Genomic DNA, 25,285 nt, shown 5'->3' with positions numbered 1-25,285 from the left:
GAGTTCTTCTTGGGAGCTGTTTCCATCCGGAATACAGATGAACAAAGAGCCCTGTAAGTGTGCCGGACGGACGACACCTTCTGGCCTGAAATTGGGTCTGATTCTGTGGAAATCTGTGACTAATTGTGCATCAAGAACATCGACATTTAATCAATTAGAACTACAGGAGAAGTCCTCAGCTACGACATCTGAAGGATTTATTACTGGTGCACGGATTCCATGAATAGCAAATATCCATCTCTTCTTGAAAGCTGTCAGCCACGAGATGATGTCTTAGACGGCTCACTCCAGGAGGAACAGTTTGCTGCGAAACTCTCGACTGTCGTCCACAACCCTGAGAAGGCAGCACCAGTCTATCGAGACCCCGACTCGTTCTACGATATGACTTATCCCACGGAGGGGCTCCGTACGCTGCTCTCCAATCTCACAGGCCGTTTCTTGGCGACGACAGAGTATGACCCGGGGTCATATACTTCGAGTATTCTCTGTCTCGACACGCGATTCGGTGGTGGAAAAACGCATGACCTCATCGCCTCGTACCATCTTGCTGAGAACCCTGCCAATATTGACGGCCTCTCGCACTACCTGCTAGACAGTGATGTGGAACTTGCAGCTGACTACCAGAATGCGGTAGCCGAGGGCCTCAACATCGCGACGGGGGTCTTCATCGGCACAAAAGCTGACAGCAAAGATGCCCGTCACGCCGACGACGATCCGGATGCCCCGAATACCCGGACGATGTGGGGTGAACTCGCGTACCAGCTCTACGGGCTCGATGGCTACGAGTACCTCAAGGACTACGACCAAGACCGGGACGCCCCCGGTGAGGGGACTCTCTCGAAACTCTTCGCTCAGCACGACCAGCCGGCCCTCATTCTGATCGACGAAATCGCCGACTACATGAACAAAGCCGCGGGCACGCCTGTCGGCGACAAGACGCTCGCCGATCAGACGCTTTCGTTCGTGATGGCGCTCCTCGAAGCGGCTGCCGAGTCGGAGCACGTCACGGTCGTCTACTCTATCGCGGATACGGCGTTTGGTGAGCAGGCTGACCGGGTTCGTGATGGCGTCCGTGATCATATTGAGGAGGTCAACGAGATCGGCCGGCGGCAGCACAAGACGGTCACACCGACCGACGAAAACGAGATCGGACAAGTCCTTCAGCACCGACTCTTTTCGGAAGTTCCAGAAAACGCCGCGAGCGAAGCCGCTGACTCATACTTCCAATTCTATGATCAGGAAGACCGGCAGTATCCACAGGAAGCCACCGACGCTGGCTACGTGGATGTCCTCGCTCGCGAATACCCCTTCCATCCCTCCTTAATCGACGCTCTCACGGACAAGATCGATACGATCCCTCGATTCCAGCGCACTCGTGACGCCCTCCGCTTACTTGCACGAGCTGTCTACTACCTCTGGAATCACCAGCCCGACAGTTACGATCGCCACTGGATCCGGATCTACGACCTCACAGTCGCCGACGATGATCCTGGCGGGGGTATTCAGACGATCCTTCGTGAGCGCCTATTCGACTTCGTCGATCTCGGCCCCGCAGTGACCGCCGACATCTACGACGACGATGGTACCGCGCACGCCCAGCTTGAGGACCGGAAATGGACCGAAAACGGCCTACCGCCTCTCGGTACCCATCTGACGACGACAGTTCTCTGGCACAGCCTCGCATACGGTGAACAGGCCGCAGGCCTAACTCACGCCGATCTGAACCTCGCTATCGGCCATCCCGATCTGAATTTCGACGACTACGATGCCGCACTATCCGCACTCCGGGGCGACGATATGGACGTCGCGTGTTACTTCCTCTACGAGGAAGAGCGCCTCCGATTCAAGCAAGAACCAAACCTGATCCGAATTATCGACCAGCGGATCGAGTCTACCCCCGAAGCGAGTGCTCATTCGCGTTTCGAGAACCGTCTCACTTCGAAGGAAATCGGCGATGGTGGCTTCCAGCCGGTGGAGTTCCCTGAATCGCCGGCGGACTTACCGGATACCCCGGATACCCCGAAGCTCGCGGTGATGCATCCGGACACCGCTGCTGTCGAAGACGGCGGCGATACGCCGCCGACTCGGGTGACTCAGCTCTACGAGCAGCAAGCCGCAAAACACGAGGGAGAGACTGAGACGCGAATCTACAAGAACTACGCTCTGTTCCTCGCCCCTGACACTGATCGAATGGATGCGGCAATCGACGAAGCTCGGCGTCTCGAGGCTATCGAGGCTCTGCTTGATAGCCCTGAACAGAAATCCGACCTCTCCTCGGAACAAATCGAGGAGCTTCGAGAACGGAGCGACGAGGCACAGCTGATGCTCGGAGAGCTCGTTCGGAACGTCTACCGGCACCTCTACTACCCTGACCGGGACGGGCTTACCCACATCACTATCGGTGTGACCGAATCCAACGGCGGGACGACACTGGTTGACGCTGTCCAGACAACGCTCGAGGATAAGATCGTGAAACGCGACGCCGGCGCTCGTGGGTCGGCCCACGTCCAACAGAAACTCTGGCAACAGACCCAGGACGCTATGTCCACCGAAGCGCTGGTCAACCAATACGCGAAGAAGCCGGGATTGGATTACCTCTTCAGCACGAAACCGATTCGAGAGACTGTCTCCTCTCTCGTTAGTGACCACGGGTACGCATACTGGGATGGCGAGTCTGGGGCGGCGTACTGGGCTGGGACGACAGAGCCGTCGACGTGGCCCCACCCGGAACCGTTCGCGGAATCCCCCGATATCGAGACCTCGATTCGGGACAGCGATGTCCAGATCGGGGGCGCCTTCGTCGTTTATCGAGAGATCGACGCGCTCGTCGACGACCACCTCGACGAAATCGACCGGCCAGAACAGACGGTTGCCACTTGTGCTGAGTGTGGGGCGGAGGTTGAAAACCCAGAAGGCAGCGAACCCTACTACTGTGAGGAACACCAGTCCGATACGACCTGTAGCTCCTGTGGCAAAGAGGTCGCTAGCGTGCAGCTGCTGGACGAACGAGGTCGATGCCAGGAGTGCCAGCCCGAGGAATCCTGGGAGGCGAGCAAGAAGATGATGTCCGCTTCGCGGGCGTTCTCGGAAGTCCGTCGAGATGCGGAATCGAAGGCCGGGACTGACCGGACGCCGCTGATCGAAGAAGTGACTATCCAAGTCGGTGGGGACGATCCCTTCCAGGCGGCCAAGTTCGTCAGCCAGCGCCCCGGATTCAAAGCCCGTGAAGACTCGGTGACGGTCCGAATGCAGTACGAAACCCGGACTGACGACGGGACGTACAGTGCAGAATTCACAGGCTCACCGAGCCGATTCCGGGACGTGATCGACCAGCCCGGCTCGTTTGGCGATGATCGAGAGACCATCCAGTTCCGCTTCCAGTTTGACGAGCCCGAACCGATCACAAACGAGGGTGACGACCTCCTCGCTGCCCTCGATAATGACCTCGATGCGGGCAACATCGACGTCCGGGTCGAAGGGCGTGGCCCGATTCAGGCGAGCTCGGAGGTGACGGTCTGATGGCGAGTCGCGGTTCGGAATTTGAGACCTCACCCGCTGAGGGAACAGAGGAGGATCGGCTGGTTCGCTACGGGACGAGTATGTTCGGTGGCCGCCCGACGTTCACGCTCGTCCGACGAGAGACAGACGGTGGCGGCGAGTGGACGCTCCACGAACTACTCCCTCGTGAACAGGCTGAAGCCCGCCGCGATCGCCTAGAGCGAGATGGTCGTTCGCTGAGTATCACACCAGTCGAGGATCTCGTCTCGGACATCGCTGGCGACGACCTCCTTTCCAAGCTCGATGGTTGGACGTGGGATGAGTGGGCCGGCGCAAAGGTCGCACGGCTTGACCCGACCCGCGTACGTGCGCTCCAGGACGTCGTCCGGGAGGCGATTGAGGGCACGCCAGGAGATTCATCAGAAGTTCTCACTGGGGGGGCTGGATTCGTGTTCCTACCCGAGACAGCAGGCGTACGGCTTGCTGTTGCCTTCCGTGGCGTGAAGCCGATCCAGCGTATCGACCGGATGCGGTCGCTGGCTCGAGGTGTTGCACGGATGAGCGATGAGGAGTGTTACTACTGGTACGCAAAGTGTCGGTCTCCGTCGAGTCCGAACGGCGAAAAGGCCCTTCGAGTGCTGCTGACGGACCATATTGAGTGATTTTCCATGACTCAAAATAACCCTGATATCGATGGGCAATCCGAATTAGATCAGCTTGCTATTGAGGGGAATCTCCCGCTCAAGGCAGTTGGAATCGAGAATCTAAAAGAGGCTAACCCCCAACATATGCCGCCTCACCGGTATCTTCATCCTTGGTTTGCGCGGCGACCAACTCCCGCCTCCCGACTTGCCGTCCTAGCTTCTGTCCTACCTTCGAGGGTTGATGCTGACGATATGCTTCGGTGGATGCAGATTGGCCCATCTCAAGGAACAGACGGTGAGAGTATTGTAGAATACGTCGCACGAAAGAAGAGTAATGAGGATGAACGGGATGGAACACTAGAAGACCACTACGATTACCCCCGTCCATTCACTCAGTCACCGAGTGAGAACGAACGAAATGAAATTCACCAACTTCTTCGGCGTCAATGGGACGGAGAACTACCTACCGTTCTAGATCCAACAGCTGGTGGCGGTGTGATTCCATTTGAAGCACTCCGGTACGATCTCCCAACGATTGCAAACGAATTGAATCCCATCCCGTCGCTAATGCTCAAGGTTATGAATGAGTACGCGCCGAAGGTGGGTTCTCTGCAGAGCGAATTGAACCGGTGGAGTGACAAAGTTGATGAGCTCGGTTCAGAGCGGCTTGAAGAGTACTTCCCTAGTGAGAACGACCGCCGTAGTCCATCCCATTATGCTTGTACATATATCGTCACTTGCCCTGACTGTGGATTCGAAATACCATTAGTGAAGAAGTGGTGGCTTCAGAAACAGTCGTCGACAAGCGGCGTTGCTGCCCGCCCGCGTCTGAATGAAGAAACGAAAAGTGTCGAGTACGACTGTGTACGGCTACCTGATGAGGTATCGAAAAACGAGTTCAACCCTCAGAATGGCCCTCATTCCCGAAGTGGCGCAGAATGTCTGAATTGTCCTGTCGTGATGGAGTCAGATGATATCCGTACAGCGTTTAAGAATGGCGAGTATGACACGACAATCTACGGTGTCAAGTATGTCAACGATGGTTCTGGATGGCGGGCCCCGACCAAGGAAGATTACAAAGCCTGTGAAAAAGCCTCTGAGCGTACGGAATCTGACTTCCGACTGAATACAATTCTCACTCAAGATCGGTACATCGGCGATGAGGATCGAGCTGGCCCGTACGGAGTCAGTAAATGGCGAGATGCGTTTATTGATCGCCAACTCGTCACTCATTATGAGTATCTTCGAGCTTTTGAGGAAGTAGAAGACGAAATCCGCGAAAGCCACTCAGGGAAGGAGGCAGAAGCTATCCTCACGATTCTCTCTCTTGTATCCAGTAAGGCTATTGATCGAAATACACGGTTTGCACCACTCGACACTGGAAAAGGATACCCCGCAAATGCTCTTGGCGGGAAGCACTTCACACTCCAATGGTCGTTCGTTGATAACAACCTGTGTGCAGGAAATCAATCATGGGAAGATAACTTCAATCGTGTCCGCGACTCCTACGAGGAGCTTGTCTCATATCTTCAAGATATCGAAGATCCCGAATCGGAGGTTCTAGTCGGCGACGCAGCCGACTTGAATATTGAATCTGACACCGTCCAGGCGGTTGTTATTGACCCGCCGTACTACGACAGCATTATCTATTCCGAACTTTCGGACATTTGTTACGTTTGGTTGAAAGAATACCTTGGGGACACTTTCCCCGAGATGTTCACCGGTGAACTCTCAGATAAGGATGACGAGGCTGTGGCGAATGTCGCTGAGTACGAGGAAGTCGCAGATAGCTTAAAGTCCAAAAAGGAGTTCGCCTCTGAAGATTATGAAGATAAAATGGCAGAGATTTTTCAGGAACTCTACAGAGTGCTTGAGCCTGGTGGAGTAATGACCGTCATGTTCACGCATAAGGAGTCCAGCGCGTGGGATACTCTCACCAAATCACTCATTAGATCTGGGTTTACTGTAACTTCGACACATCCCATCACGAGTGAAATGCCACAGAGGACCGATACCCGAGGTGGCGGGTCAGCCGACAGCACGTTACTCCTCACGGGCCGCAAACCCGTTGATGCTAATCAGCACGAGACGGACTCGACCCCGACCCTTTGGAGTGATGTTCGTACAGATACACGAGACGTTGCTAAGGATGCTGCCCGCGAACTCCTTAATTCGGGTCTTTCACTTACAAAAACGGACGTGATTATCTCTGCATTCGGACCAACTTTGAAAGTCTACGCTGACGCCTATCCAGTTGTTGATGACCAAGATAACGAGGTTCCACCCCGTCGCGCTCTCGAAGAAGCCCGTGAAGCAGTGACGCGGGTCCTTGTTGAGGAGTATCTTGAGGGTGAAGGACTCGGAGACTTGGACGACATTACTGAGTGGTATATCCTCTCTTGGCTGGTTCACGAATCCGACACCTTCCACTACGATGACGGTCACCAACTGGGCCTCGGCGTGGGCGTCGATATCGACGAAATCAAACGCTCTACGAAAATTTGGGGGAAGAAACGTGGCGACATTCAGCTGAAAACTCATGAGGACCGCGTCCAAGATATCACATTGCCCCCCGAAGAGAGATCTAACCGGACGCCCGTCGATCCTGAAGCACTGTCCTACACGATCGCCCTCGATGCGGCTCACGCCGCTATGCACGTCTACGAGAAACAGGGCGAGGATGTCGCGATCGATTGGCTCAAAGAACGCAACTTCGACACAGACGCAGGCTTCAAGGCAACACTGAAAGCTCTCCTGCAAGTTCTTCCCCAGAGGAGTTCGGAATGGGAAGCCGCTCGCGACCTCGCCTTAGGTCGGACCCACGACGCACTTGGTCTCGAATTCACCCCCACTGATTTCACTAACGTCTCAGAAGACAGGGCCGAACAGACCGAACTCGGTGACCACGCCTAACTCGGAACTCCTCTAGTATGACTAATCTACTTGACCGCGAGTGGCAGTCCATCTACGAGAGCAAACCCGAGCAGGGACGCGCCCATCTCGTCAAGGACTTCTACGAGCCCGCACTGGAACGCAGTCAGCAATACGATCGGATTGCGGGCTACTTCTCCAGTACGGCACTCGCGGCTGCTGCCAACGGCATTCACGCCCTCGTCGAGAACGATGGTGAAATGCGTCTCATCGTTGGCACCGAACTCTACGAGTCAGACCGTCCGGTTCTAGAGACGCTCACCGACCGCCTTGAGGAAAACCTCGAGGACCTCGATGACGAACGCCTAGATGCGAATCTCCGTATTCTCGCGCGTCTCCTCCGCGAGGGCCGGATCCACATCAAGGTCGCCTATCCACGCTCTCCCTCTCACGACTGGGAGATCTTCCATCCAAAAGTTGGACTCTTCCACGATAGCGACGGAAACACGATTTCGTTCGAGGGCAGCGTCAACGAGACGGTCGGCGGCTGGGCTCGCAACTATGAGCGGTTCAAAGTTCATCGGTCGTGGGTTCCTGAACAGGCGGACTACGTCGCCGGCGACGAGGAGACCTTCGAGCGACTGTGGAGTGATGAACACCCCTTCGTCGAAGTGTATGACCTCCCCGAGGCGATCGAAGAGGACATCATCGACTGGAAAGCCCCAGACACCGAGAGCGATCTCCAGGAAGCGATTCAGATCGCGAACGGTACAGCTCCGCCGACGGAGCGCGACAAAGCGAACATCATTCAGGATGGACCGCTCTCGCCCGGTGGGCTCGCACTGGCCGAGGAAGCGAGCACGATCACGCCGTGGCCGCATCAACGGGTTGTCTCGGACACACTCGTCAATACGTATCCACAGAGCTTCTTGCTGTGTGACGAGGTGGGACTCGGGAAGACGATCGAGGCCGGTCTTACACTCTCCCGGCTCGGACTCACCGGCGAGCTGGAAACCGGGTTGTTGCTGGTTCCTGCGAGTCTGCAGCGGCAGTGGCAGGAAGAGCTCTGGGAGAAGTTCAACATCAACGCCGTCCGGTTTGACCGGGACACAGCGGGCGATCACGTATTCCGGGACGTCCGCGGTCGCGACCACTATCCACCATCGGCAACGGACCTCGACCTAACCGGGGAGCGCGAATGGGCGGACAGCCCCATCTGGCGGTTCCTCTACGAACAACAGTCGACTGATGCCGATGCATCGTCGCCGCTGGATGGACCGACGGTCGTCATTATGTCCTGGCATACGGCTCGTCTCGACGACCGCTGGGATCAGGTCGCCCCCTTAGACCGGATATCCGACCGGTCTCGGAACGTTATCCCGGCAAGCTGTCGCGGACGCGACCATGATACGGAAGACCGGATGGGCGTGTGGGACGCCGTCATCGTCGACGAGGCGCACAACGCTCGGCGTGGCAGTAATTTCTACGCTCTTCTCGAACAGCTTCGCGATTATACGCACGCCTACTACCTCTTGACGGCTACCCCGATGCAATTGCACTCTGGCGAACTCTACGATTTGATGCAGTTGCTGGATCTTCCGGGTGGTTGGGATAACCGGGATACCTTCATGGAATTCTTCGAAACTCGAGACGGGCTGTCGCAGGCCCTCAACGAGGTTCTCGACAACCCGAGTTCAGAGTCCGACGAAGCGGAGGCTTCCTGGGACACGCAAGCCACGCTCGATGGACTGGAACACCAAGACCGGATCCCGACGGACCGACCGTTCTCCTCAAAAGTCTTCCAGCACCTTGCAGACGAACTCGAGATCAATGAGGACAGACAGGACCGTGCCATTGCCAAAGAGCGTGTGCTGACCGCGTGCCGGCTCGCACGAGCTTATGGAGACGCCTACGACGGCTACCTCGACCATGTCGACGAGGCGATGGCAGATTATGACATCGACCGCTTCGAGGCGAGCGAGGATACGAAACTCAAACGGCTCCTCTATCCTGAAGACGCCGACGAGTGGTTGATGGCGTCCCGTAGCGACCGACAGGACGCACTTGACGAACTTTCCCCGGGCGGTTGGCGAGTCATCCGCGATGTTCTCGCGGAGTCCACGCCCGTCGACGCGCTCATCCACCGGAATACACGGGATACACTCCGAAAGTACGAGGCGGTCGGACTCCTCGATACGACCGTTCCGAACCGGAATCCCGAACAACGGAAAATCGAACTTACCGAGGAGACACGGGCGGTCTACGACCAGATCGACGAGTACACACGTGAGTTCTACAAGCGAGCCCAACAGACTGACGAAGCCCAAACACGCGCCATCGGGTTCGTGATGACCACGTACCGACAGCGACTCACGTCGAGTGTGTATGCGATCAGTCAGAGCCTGAAACACCGGCTTGAGACACTTCGGGCGCAACGAACCGTGCTTGCCGGACGGGAACGCGCTCGTGATCGGGACTATGGTGATGCGGAGCAGGTCGTCCTCGAAACGCTACAAAACGCAGACCTCGACGACGGGGACGTTCTGGATGAACTCGATGCTAGTAGCGACGACCTGGACCTCTCTGAACTCATCCCGAGCGTGACTGAAGAGGGGAAACAGCTTATCGAGGAAGAAATCGAGGCCCTGGAAGCGTTCGTCAACGACTTAGACTTGGTTGATACAGACCCGAAGATTCAGCAGCTGTACAACGACCTCGACGAGCTGGACCGGGCTGGTCACAACCGGGTGATTGTCTTCACGCAGTACGCGGACACAATGGACTTCATCCGGGACAGTCTCGCGGACCTTCTTGGAGCAACAATCGCGACGTACTCCGGTCGTGGCGGCGAGCTGTACGACCCCGATTCTGAAACGTGGGAACACGTCGGGAAAGAGCGCGTGAAGCGTGAATTCTCACGTGATGATGGGCAGGTCGATATCCTCGTCTGTACCGACTCCGCGAGTGAGGGGCTAAACCTCCAAGAGTGTGGGGCGCTCATCAACTACGACCTGCCGTGGAATCCGATGCGGGTTGAACAGCGTATCGGTCGGATTGACCGTATCGGCCAACGATTCGACGAGATTCGCATTCTCAACTACAGCTACGAGGATACGGTTGAGACGGACATCTATGATCGCCTTGACGACCGGATTGGCCTCTTCGAAAACGTCGTCGGTGAGATGCAACCCATACTCTCCGGCGTCAGCCAACAGATTCGGGATGCGACCTTGAACGTGGACAGCGCTGACGACAAGTCTGCGGTCGAATCAGCTGACCGCGAGTTCTCTGAAGAACTCGAAGAACGCGATCAGGGCGACCGCGTCGATGTCGGAGAGTCACTCGAGGACGTCGACGATCTCGTCGCTCAGGACGTCGTCGACGAAGCAAAACTCGATGCGTGGCAGTCCTACAGTCACCCGGATCTCGTCGACGTCGGCGAGGAGGAATACGAGTATCAACCTCCGTTCGAGACACCAAGCCTCCAGTCAGTGTTGGTCGATAACGACGCGCTTGCCGAGGCCGGTGTCGAATTCACCACGATTCACGAGATTGACTTCGAGTACGATGACGGAGACTTCGACTTTGCGGACAGTACATATCGCCTCTCAGTAGGTGACGCACCGATTGAGGTTCCAGACAGGGATGGGGAACAGACGATTGCACAGGCTATTGCGACTGCTGCTGATGAAGTGGCGGTGACGTTCTCGGCTGTGTGTGCTGACGAGTTCCCATCGGTTCAGCATCTTGCGCCAGGTCATCCCCTTCTCGGGGCGCTCCTCACAGTACTGCAGGATGTGAGTGAGGAGCCGTCGCGGCTCCAGCTGCGAATCGTGACTCGACCCGATCAAGACCAGGAGCCAGTAGTGTGTGCGTGGGGACGGGACGGCGTGTTTAGCCGGATTGCAGGCGATGGGACTGTGGCTGAAAATGGACCGATGGATTCCCTTCCGACGTGGTGTGATCAATTCCTCGATAACCGAGAGAAGTCAACAAAGCAGCCACAGTAGCTGGGTAGTTTTGTAAGCATGGACTTCCCAGATGAACCAATAGATGCCAAACACTGCTCTCGAAGCAAATCTCCGCGCTATCGGAGACGGTGCGAGACTGAAACAGTTAGCTAACGGTTTCAGCACTCACCTGATGATGTTGTTGGGCGCTGACATCGATCACGTGGATAGAGAGGAATCGATCATCTACTCCTCCATCAGGTCGGCGATAGATGCGTGAATACGGGGTATCGTTCATATCATCCTCCAATTCGAAGTCTCCCTCGAGTTCCTCCAACCTTTCATCTATCTTCTCCCACACCCTTCGGATGTCGATTTCTTGGAAATCATCTGACTCAAAGAAGATAATGATGGAATTGAATGTCTCACCCTGGTCGTATGTCGCCAGTTGTTCGAGAGGTTTTTCGAGATTCGATTTTACGCCAGAATTGCTCTCATTCCAGTACTTACATTCGCCAATGTAGATGACTTCCCCTTCATCATTCCGTAGGCGAATATCAGAGGGTCCTCGTCCGGTTTCTGCCTCACGAGTGAGATTACCGTCGATTCGTTGATCCAGTCCAACAGTGATGACACTCCGGTATCCTTCCTCGTCAAGTTCGCTAAGATCACCAGCAGACAATCCAAGCCCTTCGCCGGCTTCGTCGATCATCTCCACCAACCGACTGAAACTATCGTAATCAAATTCGCCATCCACCAAGTCAGCAGTACTGGTCTCCGTACCCACATCATCGAAGAGAGCATTTAACGACCCTCTAAAGGCTTCGGCTGTCCCACCCGAGTCAAGCTGGTCTTGGATGAAACCCTCGATGCCCCTGAAGGAGCTCTGCCTTACTATACCTGACAGTGAGTCTGATGCAGTGTCATCCGATGTATAACTGACACCTGCCAAGAGTCCAGCGGCGGTCAGGTATCTCCTGCTTCTCGGAAGGTCCTCGTCAGAAGCTTGGTCATACAACACCTGAAGTACTGCATCCACCTCTTCGATTGAGTCGGCCTTGATATTCGAGAAAACAAGGGAATGGTCTTCGGATTCCAGTCGTAGATTCTTGCTTTCAGATACTGTTTGGTGAGACGCGAAGTAGAGGCGATAGTGTTCAGTACCGACAACAGCACGGAGAATATCATCCGCGAACTCCTGACTGATAACTCCTTCATCGCTATGTTTTGCGAACACCACATCTCCGTTGTCGGTTTCTCCTTCGAATTTCTGTATATTGGACTCGGACAACTCGACCCTTGAGCTGTGTTCTGTGTACGCTGTCTCATTACCGACAAGGTTCCGGTAGATGCGGCTGGCTGTCAGCCATCCGTGCTTGAATTGGATGGTATCGCGCTCGAATTTCGAGATATCTTCGCTCCGTGTTAGTCCGAACCACCCTCCTTCAAAATCGTATTCCAGCATATGGGGTTCGCCTTCGAGTGATTTCTCAATTAAGAACGAGTTCGAATCCGAATTGAGCAATAAGGAACTGTCTTTGATCATGGTCAAACATTGGTCTCGTGCAAAAGAGTACGTCACAGTATACCTCTCGTCGTAGAGCGGATTTCCGTTGATGTATACCTCTCGTTCCGGAATCTCCCGAAGCACATCGTCTGAGAGGACTCCGAAGATCTGCATGAACGTGGTTGACTTCGTATAGTAGTCAGCGTCAACTGCTAAATCGTCACCATCAGCCGATGGCTCTAATGCGAACATACTGATGACGCTATCTTTGTCGACACGATCTCCGCTGATCAGTTCGTTTGAATCCTTTACCCATCCCTCACTAGCGTGGTAGTGTGCCACGAGTACTTCGGAGTCCGTACTGTGGAATAACAATCCCTTCTCGGCCTTTTGTACTGGATGTAGCTGTTTTGACAGTGATGTAATATTCTCCTTTATTATTTCCTCGTTTCCATCCTCTGTCCAAGATTGCTGATAGACCCTTGAGAGCTCGAAGTTCGTCGTTAACTCTTCCTCTGAATCTAATCTATTCGTAAATGTTCTTTTCAGCTCATCGATGAATCCAGATTGAACCTGAACGTCCGTCACCATCTCTCCCAAATCTGGTGAATCGTTTTCCGAAAGTATCTCTAAATCGAGGATGAAACTTGGCATTAACCCTGGTATTCTATCTAACTACAATTATATATTGTGACAGCGTTTAGACTATAGGATTCGAACGTTTTGGTGCATCACTACAAAGGGCTTCTCTGGGGTTGAATACCTCCTATGACAGCCAATCCAGTGGATAAGCTTGATGACCTTGGGGATAAGCTCGCTGAGGAATTCGAGGCGTACAGACAGCCAAATGAATTCAAAGACGTATCGCTTGTCATCGACAACAACGATCCAGACCAGCCAACGCTGATCGTACACGTCGATAGAGAGGACGCCGATACGCTGGCAGATGAAATCGAGGACTTCCTGGAAGAACGGGGCGCTCGAACTCAGCGTGAACGACACTCGGAAACAGATGTCCGGGTGCTAGCGACCGTCGACTGAGTTCTCAGACCTCTCTGATTTATTTTGGCCGCTCTCGGTAAGTCCCTCCTAAGCTGTCAGCCTCGCCAAGAGTGAAGCGAGACCGATATCTTGGTAGGAAGTGTTCGATGGCTTCAACGCATCTCACCGGCCAAGACACGCCCGGTGGGAACAGCGGGCGTGTCAGCTGGCTATGGAGACTCGTTGAGTAGGCCGGTTCTCAAAATCTTCTGACGAAGATTTATCTGACACCACCGACTCCTCCGAATGTGCCATTTCCCCGCGCAAAGTCTCCAAGCAAACTCTACGACGACGTCGCGGAGTACGACCTCGTCATTACGCCCGACGGTCCGCTTGCGAGTGCCCTCAACCGCCATCTCGATCGCCCGCATCTCGGTCCGTTCGCGATCCCGCCACGCCGGCTCGCAGCCGGTCGACGCCAGGAGTCCGAGGATCGCCTCGCATTCCTCGGCATGATCGGCAACGAGGACATTTCGTGGAAACGCTGTGCGTACGCGGTTGGGAACATCCTCCAGTGTTGGGAACACCACGGGTCACACGACGCGATCTTTGAGTACGACGCCTACGTCGACGACGCCACCGAACGAGCCGTCGAGCGTATCGCGGAACTCGAGACGGCGTCGATGAAGCTCACGACCGAGACGATCGATCCGGATCTCGACGTGGTCGTCGTCGAACCCGAAATGCTCACCCAACTCGAACGAGCGTATCTACCGGCCGGGTACGATACGGTCGACCTCTTCACTAACGCGACGTTCGATCTCCCGCCGTTCCGCATCCATGACTCGCCAACGGCGATCGTGGAGACGGTCGTCGATGCCGTCTCCGAAGCGAACGCCGAAAACGTGGGGATCGTCCTCGATCAGGAAAGCGAGTACTCGCCGCTCATTGAGTCCGCGCTCGAAGCGGCCGACATCCCGTTTTTCGGCGGACCAGGCTTTACCGATCGCAGCGACCACCGATTGTTCCTCCATCTCCTTCGGACCGCCCACCGCGGGACGGATACCCGAGTGAGCGAGATCCGGTCACTGTTGACGGCCTTTGATTGCGACGTCGACGACCGTGACGCAGACAAGCGACTGCACGAACTCGACGATGGAGAACTCTCGTGGCTGATCGACTACTCACACGATATCCAGGAGTACACGTTCGCGAACGCTCTCTCGGAGTTTGAACGCCGCTTCGGCGACACGCTCGATGCCTTCCGTGAGGAGCTCAAGACGCTCGAAATCGCCGACGAATTCGTCACTGAATCGCGAGTCGACGAGTTGTCGTTCTACCTCCAGACCTACGAAGTACCGGTCGATCGAGAGAACGAGGGCGTACTGCTCGCCGACGCGAAATCGGCGTCGTACGTGGGTCGTGAAGTCGTCTTCTACCTAGGCCTCGACGACCGGTGGACGCACTCGGCACCACGTCGCCCATGGGTCGATCAGGACGCACAGTTCACGCGGAACCTCAAGAGCTTCCAACTGCTGTTACAGAGCGGAAATCAGCAACACTATCTCGTCCAAGACGCGACCGGCGGATCGCCCGTCACGCCGTGTCTGTACTTCGAAGAGCTCCTCGAGGCAGACTACGATCGGTTCTCCGATCTGCCTGCAACAAGCCATCAGAATCGACCCCCAGCACAAGCCGGTGATGGGTTCGGGAAAGAACCGGTTAACGTGTCTCCAGAACCCGTCGAAACGATCAGCCAGTCGAGTCTCAACACCTACGTGAACTCACCGCGGGATTACTACTTCAGCCGGGTCGTCGACGGGCCGGAGAAGGCGTATCTCACGGAGGGAAGCTTGCTTCACGACTTCGCGGAGTTCTACGTGAACCATCCGGACGTCGTTGACGAGGAGACACTCACGGAAATCGTCGATCTAATGCTCGACAAGGTCCGCCCGCTGGTTCGCTCCGTCGACGAACGGACTCGCCGCACCAAATACCGTGCGAGCCTCGAAACGATCGTCTCGTATCTCGATACCAACCCCCCGACAGATGGGGCGTTTCTCACACCGTCAAGCGGGGGCGACAACACCATCGCCACCCACTTCGGGCGAGACGTCGATTCTCCCGTGACCGAACGCCGGTTCACCGACGAGGAACTGAGCATCAACGGAATGATCGATCTCGTAGAGTCGCCGACGGCACTCCTCGACTACAAGAGCGGCAGCGAGAACAGCGCCACCTCGATCGTCAAAAACGCCGCACTCGCGGCGCCGACGGACAAACCAGACTTCCAAGCGCTATTCTATCTCACCTACTGGCGGTCACAAACGCCGGATGAACGGCTATCGTTTACGTTCTTCTACGTCACCGAACTCGTCGACGACGTGATCGCCGGCGATGCAGACCTTGACGACGCGCTTACCACGGTGACATACTACCCCGAATCACCCACAGCGCACGTTCAACGTGCGGAGTTCTTCGAATATCTCCGCGAAGAGGGAGCACAAAAGTGCCAGAAGATCCTCTCGAAGATCGACTATCAAACGTACGCCGCCCTCTTCGACGCCGCACCACTCGTCGAGACGACGGACAGTGACGAACTGATCGAATCGGAGTTCGGAGAGACAATGATTTCGCGGCTCGAATCGGAGATTGGCGAGTTCCAGTACGTGAAGACGGGGAGCAAGCAGGTCATGCGAAAGATCGCCGGGCTGCAAGAGGAAGCGTTCTTCAAAAGTGATCTAGACGCATTCGAGGAGTTCGTCGACGAACGCCTGACAGAGCTCAACCGGCGCCGTGTCGGCGACGAAGAGTTCCCCATCGAGGGGCTCGCCGGCGAGCCGAACTACCGTCGTGTAGATAACCGAGACCTGCTCTTGGAGGGTGAGCAATGAGCGGCGTCGAGCCGAACCCGGAGCAACGCGACCTCATCGAGGCGATCGACGGACTGTACCTCGTCGACGCGGGTGCCGGCACCGGGAAGACCTTCACCGTTACCCGGCGGTACGCGAACATCGTCGACCAACACGGGATCGACCCGTCGGACGTCCTGTTGGTAACGTTCACGAACAATGCGGCCGAGGAGATGCGCGAACGGATCGTTCGCCACAGCGAGTACGGAATGCGCGAGCTCGCGAACGCGCCGATCCAGACGTTCCACTCGCTGGCCCACGATATCCTCGACGAGCACGGGCATAACGCGCCGACGTATCTCGGGATCGACGAGACGATCACCGGATCCACGCGCATCATCGAAGACGACATCATCGAACAGGCGCTGTTTCGCGAGTTCATCGGCCAGTTCACCGACAACCACCCGGAGTATGACGAGTTCTTCACGGCACTTTCGGAGGCGACGGAGCTGCTCGATTTGATCAAGGAACTCGCCGCAAAGGGCGTGTTCCCCGAAGCAACTGGCTGGTACCGCGACGGTGAGTCACACCTGGATGGGGACTTCGAGGCGTTCGAGACGCTGTTTGCCGAGCGAAACGAACCTCGGAACGATGGGAGCAAGCAATCGAAGCTCCGTTCGAAGCTCTACCGCTACGGCACGGACAAGACCTACCTTCCGGAGGCTCCTGAAAAATGGGAGATTCGTGGAGACGGCAAGCAGATCCCGGCAGACGTCGCCCACCAAGTTTTCGAGGACGACCGAACAGCACTCAAACAGTTCGTTCACGACGTCTATCATTCCTACCTTGAGTTCGCGCTCCGGCGTAACTACCTGAACTTCGGATTCCTGCAGCTGTTCGCGTTCGTGCTCCTGTGTGAAGATCACGACCTCCGGGAGCGTCTGGACTACGAATACGTGATGGTCGACGAATTCCAGGACTCTAGTGCGATCCAGTTCAAGCTCACACTCCTTCTGGCCGGTACGAACAACGTCTGTGTGGTCGGTGACTGGAAACAGAGCATCTACAGCTTCCAGTACGCCGACGTCGACAACATCCGCGAGTTCGACGATCGGCTCCAACGATTTGCCCAGGAGTTGAACCGGGATGCGGATCGAGTTACCTTCCCCACGACCCCGGTCGACGGCAAGCAATTGACGCGGAACTACCGGTCGACGCAGTCCATTCTGGACTTCTCGACACACGCGCTGACGACGCCTGCAACGAAGAGCGAGTCACTTGATGTGGAGACGATCTCCGAACAGATCACCCCACTCAACGCCAACACGGACCGAGACCACAGCCACATCGAGGCGCTCACGAGCGAGGATGAACACGAGGCGATCCTCGCGAAGATCGACACGATCGTCGACAACGACGCCTACGCCGTCGAGGGCGATGATGGACAGTACCGGGCACCGGAGTACGGTGACATCGCGGTTTTAACGCGGACCCGTGATTTCGGCCGAGACCTGCTCGATACGGCGAGCAAATACGGGCTCCCGATGGCCTACGAGGGTGGGATCGAGGTCTTCCGGACCGACCCTGCAAAGCTGCTGTTAGCGTGGCTGCGCATCCTCGAACGTGACGCCGACCGGGGCTGGGCACTCGTCCTCGAGGAGGCTGGCTACACGATCGACGAGGCAAACGCGATCATCGACCGCGAGGCGTATCCCGAGCCGATGGTCACCTTCCGAGAGGATCTCCGTGAGCTGGAGACGTTCGGGGGTGTGGCCCGGCGCGTGTTCGATCGATACGGGCGAAGCGGTCCGACCGCAGACGTCGTTCTCGACACCGTCCAATCGGTTCACGGAATGACGACGTTCACCCGGGGAGAGCTGATCCGGTTCATCGAGGAGGCCATCGCGGACGGCAGCACACATGACGTCGACGCCGGAGCGGGGACGAACGCGGTGACCGTCCAGACGATCCACGCGACGAAGGGGCTCGAATACCCGATCGTCATTCTCGCGAACATGAACGCGAACAAGTTCCCGTCTTCCGGCGGCGGTGGGAACGATATCGCGTACTCCGATCCGATCGGCCTCCGACAGCGAAAGGTGTACTCGGATGACGCACACGGCGTCCCGCACGTCTACGACAACTGGAGGACAGACGTGCTCAACCGCTGTCTCCCCCAGAACTACGACGAGGAACGACGACTCCTCTACGTGGCGGTGACGCGCGCTGAGAGCCACCTTGTCTTGACCGGCGGCGCCGATCCGAATTCGTTCCTCGAGGGGCTTCCCGTTACTGCCGAGGACGTCGAACCCGATCTGTCTGCGTTCGATCCGGAAGACGACGACCACTCGCCGTACAGGATCGACGTTCCGGTGCCGGATGGGCCAGCACACTACTCGCCACATACCTTCATCGATGACGACGTCTTCGAGGGGAACACCGGTGGTCGGGGGATGGACTACGGGTCGGAAGTCCACGAATTCGCAGAACGATATGTTCTCGGTGAGACAGTCGAAGCCGATAATACTGACAAGGAGCACGTGAAGGCATTGATCGACTCACTCGACGGTGAAACGATACCCGAGATCGACGCGTTCCTCCCGCTTCCCATCGACGACGAAACGGTGACGATCGGCGGGATCATCGACTTGCTGCATGTGACGACCGAGTCCGTCGAGATCATCGACTACAAAACGGATCTCACGACCGACGCGGAAGACGAATACGAGAAACAGCTCAGTATCTACTACCACGTCGTCGCCGACCAGTATCCGGATCGAACGGTCACTGCGGAAGTTTTCTACACTGACGATGGCGACCGTCGCGAGATTAATCCCCTCAGTAAAACGGAGATTCGGGAGATGGTGCGATCACACGGCGGGTGATTTTGAAAAACCAAGAGGGAAACAGGGACTCAACAAGACCAACTAGGACGAATCATAGAGAGACAACCCAGTCAATTATCTCTAAATGCGCGATCAGCCTGTGCTTTCATTTTCTTAGCTGTCTTTTCTCCAACTCCTTCTGCAGCCATCAAATCCTCTAAATCCGCTTCATATACGTCTTCTACCCACCAGATTCCCACCTCTTGAAGTGCAACTGCACGGGTGTAACTAACATTCTCAAATTGCGTCGTTGTGCCATCTTTTCTCATAAGAGAATCTCAACACACCCTCAAAAATAAGTATTCGTTCAAGTACCTATGTGTCTCTGCTGTAATATGGGGTTGCTCGTGACCGATACATGCGTGGTATCCCTCACGGCTACATTTCCTTGAACTGGTATCACTCTCGGTTGTCAGTCCGCCCGCAGGGTCTTTAGGCTCATTCTCTCGGTGAGTGCTGAAAAGAAATATCTCGTTTGCAAAATGTGCTCCGACTCCTCGTTCAAAGTGAATGCGTCCGTCATCCCGACATGAAATACGCGAACCACAGCTGGACGCCTGCGAAGAGGATCAGCACGATTGACGTGAAGATGATCCCTTTCTGAAACTGCTTCGGACGTTTCACCGTCGATACATAGTGCGAGCGATCCCAAACGCTGAACGCGCTTGTAGGGTGTAGTGTGTATGTAGAATCACCTGGTTCGAGTGATCGCGGCTCGCTATTTATATTAATACCGGATGAAATAGAGAATCCGAGGACTGCGTGGCCTTCATAGGTCAACGGCCCGGTTTCAACGGTCACGGTGGTCGTTTCGCCAGGCGCAAGCTCCATGCCCATTTCCACGTTCTGCGACCAGACCACGTCGTCGTCGATCTCGATCCAAAAGTGAACTGCCGTATCTTCTCGCCACTGCACATCGGAGTTATTTGAAAAGGTGACCTCGACAGTCGGCTGCGAGTCCGTCCACAATACTGGCGACGGTTTGTCTCTGGGTTCAGCCCCAATCTTCAGTCCATAAAGTTCGTGCGTCTGAATAGCTGACATATGCTTCTCGAAGCGGTATACTCCAAGTTAAGAATTCACCTGGCGTCGACGTCTATCTGGATGTACCACTCCGTCGGTTCCGAAGCTTTGCTCGATCGGATCGAGTTATGTTGATGGCCAGGCACGGACCGCTCACACAAACGAATGGATACCGGGGACCTTACCAAACAATTCACGATCACTAATGCCAATGTTTGGTAAGACGACTCGTCCTGAGTCCGTCCCCGACCGCATAGTCGCGCTCGCACCGAGGCCTTCCGGAACATCGGGTGCTACAGGTGCACTACCTACTGAGCGCGGCGACGACGTCGTCGATCGTATAGAGACGTACATCGTCACGCCCGGCAGCGGCTTCGCGGACGCTATTCGTAAACCCGCTCCGGGAGAACAACGCGTATTCGACGGTTCGCGTGCCACCGCCTGACGGCTGCCACCGGAGTTCCTCGACATGCGTCTCCAGTGAGCCTAGTGCGCTGTAGTCGAGTGGCGATTCCTGATACTTGCACTCGCCGACGACGAGCGTTTCCTCGTCGGTGAGTCCAACGACGTCGATCTCGTGGTCCTGATACCACCACTGTCCAACATCGACGATCGGCGTCTCATCGTACAGTGTCCATAGGGCCTCACAACACAGTTGCTCGAACGCGGGAGCGACGAAGTCAGCTATTTCCGGTTCGACGAGTCGATCGTAGGCCTCCTCACCGAACTGGTCATAGCGGTCCGAACTCCCGTACAGAAACCGAAACCAGAACCGAAACAGCCGATCCCGAAGCCGGTACTGACTTCGCTTGGATCGTTCGGGTTTCTCAGTCACTGGTACGTGTCGTTCGATGAGCCGAAGCCGCGAGAGACGGTCTAAATACATCGATAGCTGGTTGTAGTCGATACCGGTCACGCCAGCGATCTCGTTGCGGCCGGTCGCCCCGCCGGCGATCGCTTCGAGGATCGAGAAGTAGCGAGTCGGTTCTGTCAGCTCCATGCGGAGTACATACTCCGGCTCATTACGGAGTGATCCGTGACGAGTCAGCACCGTCTGCTGGATATTCTCGCCAAGTGATCGGTCGGCCTCGAGTTCCTCGAGGTAGTAGGGAACTCCACCGAACACACTCCACGCGCGAACGGCCTCGTCTGCCGTCGTATCGTCCGGTAGAAACTCCGTCGCGGCGTCAAACGAGAGTTCACGGATGTCGAGTGTGAGGGACGATCGCCCATATAGTGGACTATCCCCGAGCAGCGTTGCCTCCTCCATCATGCTGATCGACGATCCGACCAGAACGAAGGTCGTCTCCGACTCGTCGAACTCGTGGTCGAACAACGCCTGTAACACTGACGGGAGACTCTCGTCCTGTTCGATCAGGTATGGGAATTCGTCGAGGACGACGATCGCATTTTGGTCGGCCAGATACCTGAACAGTCGCTCCCAGTCAGGTCGAATGTCCTCAATGCCGGGAAACGTCTCGGCTGCGGCCTCGATGAACTGTTCCAGTTGGAGCTCCCGCGTCTTCTGTCGGGCCTGATAGAATGCGGCGTTCTCCTGTCTCTCAAGCGCCTTCTTTACGAGTCTCGTTTTCCCCAGCCGTCGCCGCCCGTACACGACCGCGAGGTCTGCGCTCCCCGAGTCGAAGAGATCGTCGAATCGATCCAGTTCCTCCGACCGATTCACGAAATCTACCATGGCGACGAGTTAGTGACTCTAGAATAAAAATATTCTGAATAATCATATTCTAGACTATCATATTTGAGAATATTATAATGGGCAGTGACGAACTCGTGGGCTGCGTCGCGTACGTGCTCGTCGACGACAGTGAGGCCGTCGTCATTGGGGACATAGCCTGCGTCTTCGAGGCGGTTGACGGCCTGTCTCACCGTCTCATACGGTGTGTGGAGGTGTTGGGGATACGGCGGATAGAGTCGCCACTCTCGATGGCGAGGATAGTCTGTGCCGCCGTGTCGTCGAGCACCTCGTACATCTGGAGGTGACCAATAATCCGGGAATAGTCAAAAATATTATACGAACTGGATAATCTACCCCAGTTTGCTCAGAGTTTCAAAACCGACCCTACCCCACTATTTCCGAAGCTATCAGGGTCGACCGAACCCCCTCCACCGTTTCCGGAGCTTTTCGAGCCTGAAAAATCGACCTCATTCAAAATCTAAAGCGGGGCATCGAAACCCAGAGAAGGCTCAATAGTCGGAGATATCGGACTGTAAGAGGTTGTTATCGTCGGCCGTCGATTGGATGATGGTCGCGAGATCTTCGAACCGATTCGTCGAGAGGAGTACCTCGAGAACGGCCTTCAGCGGGACGTCGAGTTCGTACTCGTGGTATCGGCCGGCAGAGAGCCCCTCGTTCCGTTCATAGACGCTGATGAGACCGAGCATGTTCATATCGGAGAGGTGATCCCGAACACGGCGTTCACTCACGCTATCGGCGTCGAGTCGATCGCAAATTTTCACGTATCGCTGATAGAGATCTCGAGAGCGAACGGGAACCTCACCCGTCGCTTGGTGGTAGGCGAGCGCGCAAAGAACGGCATGCCCCTGAGTCGTGAGTTCCTGCATTCCCTCATAGAGTTGATTCTTTTCGAGCTCGTTTTGTGCGTCATGGACCAGATCGACGGTCACATTCTCGGAATCGGTTGCTTGAGCGAGCTCGCCGGCTTCGCGAAGGAGTCGAATTGCCTGCCGAGCCGACCCTGTGTCCTGGGCGGCGATCGCCGCACACAACGGGACGACTCCCTCATTAAGGACATCATCACGGAACGCTTTCTCCGCACGCGGTTCAAGGATCGATCGAAGTTGATTCGCGTCATACGGCGGAAAGAGGATCTCCTTTTCCGCCAACGTGTCCTTCACCTTCGGTGATAGGTTTTCCCGGAACTGGAAGTCGTTGCTAATACCGACGATCACCGGTCGGACATCGTCGACGTAGCCGTTCGATCGCGCTCGTGGAAGTCCGTAGAGGATATCGTCGGAGTGACCGATATTGTCGATCTCGTCGAGGACGATCACGACGGTACCACCGAATTCGTCGAGTTCCTCGTACAGAATATCGAATACGCGTTGTTGTGAATAGCCAGTAGTGCTGATTCGATCCTTCTCCTTACTCTCACGCAATTCATTGACGAGGGCGACGGCGACCTGATACGACGACGAAAGGTTCTCACAACTGATCCAGACGGTCGAGAGATCGACGTCGTCGTACTCAACGGCGTCATTCTCCAAGTGTGACAGCATAAACTTCGTCGCGACGGTCTTTCCCGTCCCCGTCTTACCGTACAGAAAAATGTTCGACGTCGGGCGGTTGTCGATGATTGGTTGGAGGGCGCGTTGGTACTTCTCGAGCTCGTCATCACGTTCACGGATGTCCTCAGGTTCGTAGGAATCGTCGAGGGGTTCAGCATCCGCAAACACTTGACGATCTCGCTGAAACATCCCCATGGAAAACGGCCTCACACCAGGAGATAATAAAACCACTGCTTCCTTAGTTTCCGAAGCGTCCTAAGCTCGGGAGTTTATAAATATACACACCACCAACGGTTCCGAAGCTCGGCTCCTTTTTATAACACACTCACTCCACTGTTTCCGAAGCAATGACTAAACCACGTGTCACCACAATAAGAACGAACGAATATATGGGAAAGAATTAAGACACTATACTAGGAACAGTTTCCGCAGTACCATAATAAGAAAGTGATACTAATACAATATATCTATTTTATTTTCTTTTGTTTGAGAAGGTACGTGAGTGATCCGGCGAGGCTTGCTGATTCCTTCGTCCTCTCCCTCTTTCCCTCAACGATAGCTTAGGAAACAGTGGAGTGAGGGTCTTTGTCTTTACCGTATGGAGAAAGCTTAGGAAATGGTGGAGGGTTGTCCGTCCAAAACGTGGATATGATTAGTCCACATTGATTCGATTAACTGCGAATGGAACGTCTCCTCGGTCCAATAACACTCGATCTCTCCAGCGTGTATTCCTCCAATTCTCTCGATTTTTATTGAGATTCAACGCGTTCGTTGGCATCTCATCCGATCGTGTTCGTGCAGCTCATACGAAGCTCCGGAAATGGTGGAGTGGGACTCGTCTCTTGCGGGTTAGCTTCGGAAATAGCGGTGTGTAGATTGCTTGCGTTTATCCACTATGTCCGTAGCATTCTGATCGCCGGTATATCGGTTACAGTACCGATATTGACCGGGATTGCTTCGGAAACGACGGGGGGAGGCAGCGGCTCGAATCTTACCAAACTTTTATGGTCTATGTCCGTCTAGTGTTTGGTAAGATAATGCCGAACCAACCACCTGCTCCTGATTCGCTTCCGAAGTATTTCGCTGAGGGTATTCCCAAACAGGACGGTCAGACCCTACACGAGCTCCAAGCGTGGATCGACGATCTTCTCGCATACCGCCAAGACGTCGACGCCACCGATATCGACGTCGACGACGATGAATCGATCGAGGCCGTTGAGGAATCGAGTGATGGGACAGTCGTGATCAAGAAGGTAACCTGCGGAAAAGATAGCTGCAAATGCCAACAGGGGGAGCTCCACGGTCCCTACAAGTACACAGTTCGTCGACGAGGTGACAGTCTCGAGTGGGAATACCACGGCCCGGTTTCTGATGGCGTCGAGTGAATACACTCGCACAGGAAAACACCCTCGACGAGTTACAGGATCACGTATCGGAACTCACTGATCGAATTGAAGTGTATCGCGATGAATATGGCGCTGGCCCACCGGCGGACGTGGACGTCCTCGAGTTTGATTCAGAACAAATCGACGACGTGTACGTGGAACTCGGTGATTAGGCCACCGCGTTTGAGGAGCGCCGCCTCCACGAGCGTGCACGGAGAATGGCCGCTGGCTCCGCTGCTTCATCTCACCGATGAGGATAGTACCAACAGGCGACGGTGCAAGTTCAGCGCCGATAGATCACGCCCACTGTTTGAAACCCGTCTTTGATATACTGATTAAAAAATAGGGGTATGAATAATACTAGTACGCGACTCTTCACCCATTAGGTATATTCAATACCTCAATTTTAATTGGCTGGAGGG

Annotated in this window: 13 protein-coding genes and 2 pseudogenes; 9 read left to right on the top strand and 6 right to left on the bottom strand. The window is 55.5% G+C overall.

The features are described 5' to 3' along the window. Positions 1 to 219 precede the first annotated feature (219 nt). Genes ACFQE9_RS01795 through ACFQE9_RS01780 form a run of 4 tightly spaced genes read left to right on the top strand, consistent with a single transcriptional unit; the run spans position 220 to position 11,023 of the window. Entirely contained in the window at positions 220 to 3,519 is a 3,300-nt protein-coding gene (locus ACFQE9_RS01795; protein ID WP_379739443.1) for an ATP-binding protein, read from the top strand. Beyond that, positions 3,519 to 4,160: a DUF7680 family protein gene (locus ACFQE9_RS01790; RefSeq protein WP_004594464.1), complete on the top strand. Its 642-nt coding sequence runs from the start codon at positions 3,519 to 3,521 to the stop codon at positions 4,158 to 4,160. Before ACFQE9_RS01795 ends, ACFQE9_RS01790 begins: the two co-directional genes overlap by 1 nt. 6 nt (positions 4,161 to 4,166) lie before the next feature. Beyond that, positions 4,167 to 7,055, top strand: a complete 2,889-nt coding sequence (locus tag ACFQE9_RS01785; RefSeq protein ID WP_379739439.1) for a DUF1156 domain-containing protein — start codon at positions 4,167 to 4,169, stop codon at positions 7,053 to 7,055. A 17-nt stretch (positions 7,056 to 7,072) separates the two neighbouring features. Next, a complete protein-coding gene (locus ACFQE9_RS01780; protein ID WP_379739436.1) occupies positions 7,073 to 11,023 on the top strand; it encodes a helicase-related protein in 3,951 nt (1,316 codons plus the stop codon). A gap of 106 nt (positions 11,024 to 11,129) precedes the next feature. Here the strand turns inward: ACFQE9_RS01780 and ACFQE9_RS01775 are convergent, their stop codons facing one another. Next, entirely contained in the window at positions 11,130 to 13,124 is a 1,995-nt protein-coding gene (locus tag ACFQE9_RS01775) for a hypothetical protein (protein WP_379739433.1), read from the bottom strand. Between the two features lie 114 nt (positions 13,125 to 13,238). Here ACFQE9_RS01775 and ACFQE9_RS01770 point away from each other — a divergent pair, with 114 nt between their 5' ends. From ACFQE9_RS01770 to ACFQE9_RS01760, 3 genes are all read left to right on the top strand, one after another. Then, positions 13,239 to 13,511 (top strand): hypothetical protein, encoded by a 273-nt coding sequence (locus ACFQE9_RS01770; protein WP_379739430.1) that lies wholly within the window; start codon positions 13,239 to 13,241, stop codon positions 13,509 to 13,511. A gap of 248 nt (positions 13,512 to 13,759) precedes the next feature. Further along, entirely contained in the window at positions 13,760 to 16,345 is a 2,586-nt protein-coding gene (locus tag ACFQE9_RS01765) for a PD-(D/E)XK nuclease family protein (protein WP_379739427.1), read from the top strand. Further along, complete coding sequence (locus ACFQE9_RS01760; RefSeq protein ID WP_379739424.1) at positions 16,342 to 19,188, top strand: UvrD-helicase domain-containing protein; 2,847 nt, start codon at positions 16,342 to 16,344, stop codon at positions 19,186 to 19,188. The genes ACFQE9_RS01765 and ACFQE9_RS01760 overlap by 4 nt, the downstream gene beginning before the upstream one ends. A gap of 71 nt (positions 19,189 to 19,259) precedes the next feature. Here the strand turns inward: ACFQE9_RS01760 and ACFQE9_RS01755 are convergent, their stop codons facing one another. The 5 genes and pseudogenes from ACFQE9_RS01755 to ACFQE9_RS01735 all read right to left on the bottom strand — a co-directional run bounded on the left by ACFQE9_RS01755 (position 19,260) and on the right by ACFQE9_RS01735 (position 23,673). Then, entirely contained in the window at positions 19,260 to 19,457 is a 198-nt protein-coding gene (locus tag ACFQE9_RS01755; protein WP_379739421.1) for a helix-hairpin-helix domain-containing protein, read from the bottom strand. Positions 19,458 to 19,707: 250 nt separating this feature from the next. Next, positions 19,708 to 20,232, bottom strand: coding sequence for a hypothetical protein (locus ACFQE9_RS01750; protein WP_379739418.1), 525 nt, complete (start codon positions 20,230 to 20,232; stop codon positions 19,708 to 19,710). A gap of 283 nt (positions 20,233 to 20,515) precedes the next feature. After that, a complete protein-coding gene (locus ACFQE9_RS01745; RefSeq protein WP_379739415.1) occupies positions 20,516 to 21,907 on the bottom strand; it encodes an ATP-binding protein in 1,392 nt (463 codons plus the stop codon). An 80-nt stretch (positions 21,908 to 21,987) separates the two neighbouring features. After that, positions 21,988 to 22,202: pseudogene (locus ACFQE9_RS01740) on the bottom strand (helix-turn-helix domain-containing protein); the annotation flags it as partial. Positions 22,203 to 22,416: 214 nt separating this feature from the next. After that, on the bottom strand, positions 22,417 to 23,673 hold the full coding sequence (locus tag ACFQE9_RS01735) for an orc1/cdc6 family replication initiation protein (RefSeq protein WP_379739412.1): 1,257 nt from the start codon (positions 23,671 to 23,673) through the stop codon (positions 22,417 to 22,419). Between the two features lie 842 nt (positions 23,674 to 24,515). Between ACFQE9_RS01735 and ACFQE9_RS01730 the strand changes: the two genes are divergently transcribed. Together ACFQE9_RS01730 and ACFQE9_RS01725 are read left to right on the top strand one after the other, a co-directional pair. After that, positions 24,516 to 24,863 (top strand): DUF6788 family protein, encoded by a 348-nt coding sequence (locus ACFQE9_RS01730; protein WP_379739409.1) that lies wholly within the window; start codon positions 24,516 to 24,518, stop codon positions 24,861 to 24,863. Further along, positions 24,851 to 25,117: pseudogene (locus ACFQE9_RS01725) on the top strand (ubiquitin family protein); the annotation flags it as partial. The gene ACFQE9_RS01730 and the pseudogene ACFQE9_RS01725, both read left to right, overlap by 13 nt. Positions 25,118 to 25,285 lie beyond the last annotated feature (168 nt).

This window comes from Halopenitus salinus (assembly GCF_042662125.1).
Taxonomy (GTDB): Archaea; Halobacteriota; Halobacteria; order Halobacteriales; family Haloferacaceae; genus Halopenitus; species Halopenitus salinus.
Note: the sequence above shows the minus strand (reverse complement) of the source record. Positions and strands in the feature narration are given on the sequence as shown.

Coding starts and splice junctions, on each gene's coding strand:
- ACFQE9_RS01730 (WP_379739409.1), top strand. CDS start 24,516: ATGCCGAACCAACCACCTGCTCCTGATTCGCTTCCGAAGTATTTCGCT.
- ACFQE9_RS01795 (WP_379739443.1), top strand. CDS start 220: ATGAATAGCAAATATCCATCTCTTCTTGAAAGCTGTCAGCCACGAGAT.
- ACFQE9_RS01785 (WP_379739439.1), top strand. CDS start 4,167: ATGACTCAAAATAACCCTGATATCGATGGGCAATCCGAATTAGATCAG.
- ACFQE9_RS01775 (WP_379739433.1), bottom strand. CDS start 13,124: ATGCCAAGTTTCATCCTCGATTTAGAGATACTTTCGGAAAACGATTCA.
- ACFQE9_RS01735 (WP_379739412.1), bottom strand. CDS start 23,673: ATGGGGATGTTTCAGCGAGATCGTCAAGTGTTTGCGGATGCTGAACCC.
- ACFQE9_RS01760 (WP_379739424.1), top strand. CDS start 16,342: ATGAGCGGCGTCGAGCCGAACCCGGAGCAACGCGACCTCATCGAGGCG.
- ACFQE9_RS01770 (WP_379739430.1), top strand. CDS start 13,239: ATGACAGCCAATCCAGTGGATAAGCTTGATGACCTTGGGGATAAGCTC.
- ACFQE9_RS01750 (WP_379739418.1), bottom strand. CDS start 20,232: ATGTCAGCTATTCAGACGCACGAACTTTATGGACTGAAGATTGGGGCT.
- ACFQE9_RS01755 (WP_379739421.1), bottom strand. CDS start 19,457: ATGAGAAAAGATGGCACAACGACGCAATTTGAGAATGTTAGTTACACC.
- ACFQE9_RS01780 (WP_379739436.1), top strand. CDS start 7,073: ATGACTAATCTACTTGACCGCGAGTGGCAGTCCATCTACGAGAGCAAA.
- ACFQE9_RS01745 (WP_379739415.1), bottom strand. CDS start 21,907: ATGGTAGATTTCGTGAATCGGTCGGAGGAACTGGATCGATTCGACGAT.
- ACFQE9_RS01790 (WP_004594464.1), top strand. CDS start 3,519: ATGGCGAGTCGCGGTTCGGAATTTGAGACCTCACCCGCTGAGGGAACA.